The organism is Bartonella sp. AP1QHHD, assembly GCF_042196265.1.
Classification (GTDB): Bacteria; Pseudomonadota; Alphaproteobacteria; order Rhizobiales; family Rhizobiaceae; genus Bartonella.
The window spans coordinates 1-5,708 of record NZ_JBHIPW010000028.1 but is presented as its reverse complement, the minus strand read 5'-3'; the positions used below and the strand labels follow the sequence as shown (position 1 = coordinate 5,708).

The following is a 5,708-nucleotide window of genomic DNA, read 5'->3' as shown; positions in this document are numbered from 1 at the left end:
GGGGGTATATTTTTGTGATGCTGTAATTTTCCCCATGACAGTTCCAGCTTCAATGAATGCTCCTGATGCAAACAGCACTTCTTCATTTGACATATCGGGGTCGTAGGGTCCAAGATAAGCGCCATTGCGTACGTCGTCATAAATAATATTCGTCATTTCACTGCCCTCCAAGCTGCTTCCCATTTTGCATAAATCTTTGCCTTGCTCGTCCCATCACTATGAGGGGTATAAGGCGAGACTTTTAAAGACGCGCTTTGAGAGCTAGCAGCCGTCAACACACACTGGCGTGCTTTCTCGACACTCATACCGTTTTGAATAGCTTTTGCTGCGTCAAAAGAAACGCCTAAGTGCTTTGCTTGCCTTTCAAGGGTTGTTAGTGCTTTTGCGCGCTTTCTTTCTTTTTCAAGAGCAGCTTTTATGTTTTCCTGCTTGTCCTCATTGTCTTCATCTTCATCTTCGTTTTCTTCTTCATCGTCGAAGTCTTCGGCGTTTTTGTCGATGTCACTATCGTCTTCGTCCTCTTCCTCGTCATTGATGATGTCGACGATCTTTTCGTCATCATCTTCTTCAGCGCGGTATTGTGTGCGTGCCATGTGTTTTGTCCTTCTTTTTCTGTTGATGTTGGGTTTTGTGATATGGAATCCGTTAAGGCTTCCAAAGCTTGCGCAAGGGTGCCCTGCGCATCTGCTAATCCAAGCGTGATCGCTTGGGTGCCTATAAAAGTTTCTGCTTTTGTGTCACGAATTGCAGCAGCATTTAAGCGTCTGTTTTGCGCCACCAAATCGACAAACATCTCGTAGAGCAGGGCGCAATCGGCTTGCATTTTTATCTGTGCTGTATCGCTCAAGGGTTCATGAGGGTTGCCATGGGTTTTGTGATCACCTTCAAAGACAAAGGTCCATTTATGCCCGTGTTTTTCATCCGCACGAGATTGGTCAAGATGGGCACAAACAACCCCAATCGAGCCCACAACCCCTGTGCGAGCTACCCATATTTGAGAAGCCGCACAAGCAATGGCATAAGCTGCAGAACAAGCAAACTCATTGGCATGTGCCCAAATGGGCTTGTCGTATTGTTTTGAGAGTGTTTGAAACTCTTCAACCAAATCAAACACACCACCGGCTTCTCCACCGCCGCTATCAATATCAAATAAAACAGCGCGAACATCATGTTGTGCAATGGCTTCACGAAAAGAAGCCCTTAAACCTTCATAAGAGGTTAGCCCCGATAAAGCCCCAAGCCATGCACCACGGCGCACAAGCGTGCCATGAACCGGTATTATGGCAACATTGTTTTGTACTACATAAGTTTCAGGGGGTCTTAAAGCTTCTGTATTCTCTTGCGAATAAGCTTCAATGGGAAACTTTTCTCCCTCAAAAAGACGCGGTGCAAGAGCATTCAAAATGACATCAAGTTTTGTCGATGCAAGCATATGAGGAACCCCAAAAAGCCGTGATGCCAAAAACGGCATATCAAGATTATTCACCATTTTTATGTGCCTCACTGCCTTGGTTACTTTCATAAGTTTCAGAAGGTTCTGAATCTGCGGTATCAATTACTTGATTGCTATCAGAGGTCGCTGCCATATCCGTGTCAAAAGATAAGCCGCGCGCACGAGCGTCTGTGTGCTCTTCTTGCAGTTCGGCATGAATGCTGTCGATATCAAAGCCACGCTCGGCAAGTGCCATGCGTCGTGTTTTCAAGCCTGCACGAATTTCTTCTTTTTCCGCTGAGATATCCTTGTTTGGATCAATCATTTCAAGCGGGGGTGCAAAGCTTTCACATTGAAGCCATGGCAAGGAATTTTCTTCCCACCCTGGCAAATTGACGCATCCAGCAAGCACTGCCATTTCAACAAAACGCTCCCAAACAATGCGGTTAAACTGAAAGGCAATAATATGTTCACGCCATTGTTTGACGTGCCGTCTAAACTGAATGATGGAGGTGCGTACATTTGAAAAATTCCCCCGCGTAACGTCTCCAGTCACAACGGCATAAGGCATATTAAGTGCTGCACAAATTTTCAAGATATTGCGAAATTGAAAAGCCTCATAAGAGCCACCAACCTCAACAGGATTTGAGAATGTAACTTCTTTATTCTCTCCTAAATAAAGAGATGCACCGGGCGCAATGACAGGTGCTTTGTATTCTTCTTCAACGTTGTTTTTATCACGATTATCGGATAATTTTTCGACGTTTGGTGAATTGTCCTTGACAAACGCCGCGAAAAGAGCCGCCGTCCTTTTTCTATCGAGTTCTGCGTCGTCATAGGATTCGAGTTGAAAGATCTTTGTCATAGCGCGCGTTATTTTTGGAGAACCGCGCAATTGTCCGGCAATACGGCGCTCTTTGATATGAATGACCATTTCAGCAGGGACACGCACGCGCTCTTGGCTCTCAAATGCCATATTTGCAGGGACATCATCATAGGGGTGATGTTCCCAGAAATGATAAGCAACGCGCTTGCCACTGGCATTAAATTCAATCCCCATACGAATGTAATTGCCTTCAATATCAGCCGGTCCATTGTAAGTAAGGTCTAACATTTCGGTGGGATAAACTTGTAATTGAAGCGGCACACCAGAGCGCCCGTAGAGGTCAACATAATGTAGTCTTACAAAACATTCACCAGTTAGAAAGACTTCTCGTGCAATGGTTGCTTGAAGTCCATAAAAATTGGCATCTTCATCATAGTCCGCCTCATCAACCCATTGCCACCATAAGTCTAAAAGCTTTTTCTTTTCTTCTTGAAAACCTTCAATACGAGGATAAGGTTTAATCCCATCACTAACAGCCGCAGAGACCCATTCTTCCGTTGCAGACCCATAAAGAGATTCATTATCATAAAGCCATCTTGAACGAGCAACAATGGTATCACCACATTCTTCAATCGCTTTATTGATATGTTTTTTTGCGGGGTCAAAACCACCCATACGGCGGCTTTTACTTGCAGCTTCAAAAGGCGGATTGTGTTGACGAGAAATTGTAAAAAAGCCTGTGAGTTTATTGAAAAAACCAGCCATTAATAGCCTCGTGATATATTAAAATAGAAAACGCGTGAACGCTTGCGCCCTTCAAGGTTGGCTATTTGTATGTTCAGCATCTCAAGCGCTCTGCGAAGTTCCTCAACAGAACGATTGCTGACTTGCTTATCGCCGTGACGCACTGATTGCGCACCCGAATAAAGAGCCTCTTCAATTTGTTCACGCCGCCTTTTTAAACTTTCCAGTCTGTCAATTTTGCTGTTAATTGGTTCTAAAGTTTCACCCACAAATTACCTCCAATCCCCTCGCATATAAGGATTCATCACTGTTCTGGATTGTTTCCTTTGAGGTTTTGCTATCTGAGATCTTCTTGGAGAAGTGAATGAAGAAATCCCAGATGTTGGTTGCTCTACAGAACCTTCAATTTTAAGTTTTTCCAAACGCTCTTCTAAGATATCAACTTCTCGATTAAGGTTTATTCCCGCCGAAATCAGACCTTGTAAAGCCGCATAAGCATAGACCCTACAATCCAAGGCTTCGTTTCTTGCCTTTTCACTTTTTTGCCATTCAATACGCTTGAAGCCTTTGAAATATTTGATGACTTTTCTTTCAGCGGTTAGCTGGTCAAAATATTCCTGGTCAAGGCTTTTGTGAAAGTGTGTTGCACCAGCCCCTGATGCTTCAGGTCCCGATTTTTTAAACCGTGCCGTGATAATATCTTTTGCCGCGTCAACACCAACAATATAGAGATTAATCTGTCCTTTATTGTTTTTGCTTGGTCGGCGTGGCCATACCGCACGCCATCCCGCTTGCCCCTTAATGCCCCAGATACGCCGCCCTTCACGCGGGCGTACATAATTATAAACTGCCTGTGTGTGTCCACCACCGGTATCAATGCAAGCCGCTGTTATCCTAATCCCCTCTTTATAGCCTGGATGCGGCCAACGTTTTGCAAGATATTCATCCAATTGGTCCCACACTTCAAAAGAAGAGGGATCACCAAGGATCACTTGATAATCAATATGCCAACTTTCTTCACTACGCCCCCATCCCACCACTTCAAGTTCCAAGCGGTCATTTTGCACATCAATACCAGCTGTCAACACGACGGATTGTTCTGGTGCAAGGGGATAATCTTCGCGTTTTGCATAGAGGCTATCAGGATCAACAACTTCGCCTGTTCTGTCCTCCCATGGCTCTCCAAGCACTGTATTAATAAAAACTTGCAAAAGAGCAGGGTCTTCTTTGGCTCTTAAAAATTCGCGCGCACAATCGCCCCAAGTCAGCCATGGCGAATAAAGCGCTGAAATATGGTAAGAACGCAGACGAGGCTTACTTGACTCCTGTGTTGCGATCCAACAAGCACCGTTTTCTTCTGCCATTAAGGTGGACTTACGATGTTCGGCATGTTCATGACCACAATGCGCACAAACAAAAACAGCTTTTTCGGGGGCGCCTTTTGGCCACTTAATTTGTGACCAAACAATGGGTTGTAGAACACCACATGCATCACAAGGGACATTGTAATATCTCTGATCACCTAGCACAAAATCCTTGGCGATACGGCTTGTGTCACGGTGTGTCGGCGTGGACAATTTAAAAATTTTACGTTGAATAAAAGCAGAGGTTCGTTTTTCCGCAATTGTTACAGGATCGCCTTCATTATCGACATTCAATGGGTAAGCATCGACTTCATCCAAAACCAAATAGCGAATAGGAGAAGAACGCAATCCAGCAGCACTATTTGCTCCTGTAATCATCAATGTCCCCCCATAAAATTCCTTTGAAAACATTGTATTTCCACTGTCTCTTGCACGAGCAGGAGCAATGCGTTCACTTAAAGCAGGGCTAGCTGAAATCATCGGATCAAGACGAGACTTTGACAGTTTCTTAGCGGTCTCAACTGTCGGCATTACATAAAGGGCAGGTCCTGGACTATGATGAATGGCATAACCACAAAAGTTCAACGCTGCTTCCGACATTCCAATCTGAGCCCCCTTCATCACAACCGTTGTTTCAGTCGGATCATAAACAGAAAGATTATCCATGATCTCTCGTAAATAGGGGGTACGTATAGTCCTCCATAATCCAGGCTCAGCACTCGTAACTGTGCTCAAATAACGATTTTTATCAGCCCACTGGGAAACAGTATAAGGCGGGTCAGGACGGCGTCCTTCATTCGCATAGCAAAAAAAGAGCCCAGCACCAGAGGACGAGGGCGAAGCATCACTTATCATGTTCTGGATTCTCTTCTAAAGTGTTGGGATCGTGAAAAGAAACAGGGACGACATTTTCCACTAAAGCTTTGCGCATATGATGATCGATAGCTCCAATAAGGCTCGCAGCATCACATCCCACTTGCGCCGCAATTTCAGTACCAAAGCGATAGGCAAAATTGAGCATTGTATCTCGATGCGCTCTTCCAAAGTTCCATGCTTCTTTTCTCACTTCTTCACGATCAACAGTGGTTTCGCGTAACTTTTCCAGAGCAATCTTTTCTTTTGCTAGCGCAACTTGCATCCGCTCTAGTTTTATCTTGTATTCATTGGCTCCATCTGTGGAGGCTTGTTTGATCTTTGTCTGCGGTTGACCATCCGGTGCTAAAAATGGAGCAGGGCGCTTTGTTGGATTCTCATTCCAGATAGCTGTTGCAAGCGCTTCATTGACAGAACCATCTTCAAAAAGAGCCGCATCAAATTTACCTGTCTTTATCCGAGAAACCAC

Annotated in this window: 6 protein-coding genes and 1 pseudogene; all 7 read right to left on the bottom strand. The window is 44.7% G+C overall.

Annotated elements, in window-relative coordinates:
* A pseudogene (locus ACFIME_RS03290) lies at nt 1-156 on the bottom strand (head decoration protein); the annotation flags it as partial.
* Nucleotides 153-305 (bottom strand): hypothetical protein, encoded by a 153-nt coding sequence (locus tag ACFIME_RS03285; protein WP_246350187.1) that lies wholly within the window; start codon nt 303-305, stop codon nt 153-155. The pseudogene ACFIME_RS03290 and the gene ACFIME_RS03285, both read right to left, overlap by 4 nt.
* Before the next feature lie 110 nt (nt 306-415).
* Nucleotides 416-1,489, bottom strand: coding sequence for a S49 family peptidase (locus ACFIME_RS03280; RefSeq protein WP_375684475.1), 1,074 nt, complete (start codon nt 1,487-1,489; stop codon nt 416-418).
* Nucleotides 1,479-3,023, bottom strand: a complete 1,545-nt coding sequence (locus ACFIME_RS03275; RefSeq protein ID WP_375613965.1) for a phage portal protein — start codon at nt 3,021-3,023, stop codon at nt 1,479-1,481. Before ACFIME_RS03275 ends, ACFIME_RS03280 begins: the two co-directional genes overlap by 11 nt.
* Nucleotides 3,023-3,271 carry a phage head-tail joining protein gene (locus ACFIME_RS03270; protein WP_375612364.1) on the bottom strand — a complete coding sequence of 83 codons (249 nt, stop codon included), beginning with the start codon at nt 3,269-3,271 and terminating at the stop codon, nt 3,023-3,025. The genes ACFIME_RS03275 and ACFIME_RS03270 overlap by 1 nt, the downstream gene beginning before the upstream one ends.
* A gap of 3 nt (nt 3,272-3,274) precedes the next feature.
* Nucleotides 3,275-5,221: a phage terminase large subunit family protein gene (locus tag ACFIME_RS03265; protein WP_375628335.1), complete on the bottom strand. Its 1,947-nt coding sequence runs from the start codon at nt 5,219-5,221 to the stop codon at nt 3,275-3,277.
* Nucleotides 5,211-5,708 (bottom strand): hypothetical protein (locus tag ACFIME_RS03260; RefSeq protein ID WP_375684474.1); only part of this gene is annotated, 498 nt, incomplete at its 5' end. The genes ACFIME_RS03260 and ACFIME_RS03265, both read right to left, overlap by 11 nt.

What these genes read in the sequence shown, in the direction of transcription:
- ACFIME_RS03280 (WP_375684475.1), bottom strand. Translation starts at nt 1,489, where the DNA reads ATGGTGAATAATCTTGATATGCCGTTTTTGGCATCACGGCTTTTTGGG.
- ACFIME_RS03285 (WP_246350187.1), bottom strand. Translation starts at nt 305, where the DNA reads ATGAGTGTCGAGAAAGCACGCCAGTGTGTGTTGACGGCTGCTAGCTCT.
- ACFIME_RS03265 (WP_375628335.1), bottom strand. Translation starts at nt 5,221, where the DNA reads ATGATAAGTGATGCTTCGCCCTCGTCCTCTGGTGCTGGGCTCTTTTTT.
- ACFIME_RS03275 (WP_375613965.1), bottom strand. Translation starts at nt 3,023, where the DNA reads ATGGCTGGTTTTTTCAATAAACTCACAGGCTTTTTTACAATTTCTCGT.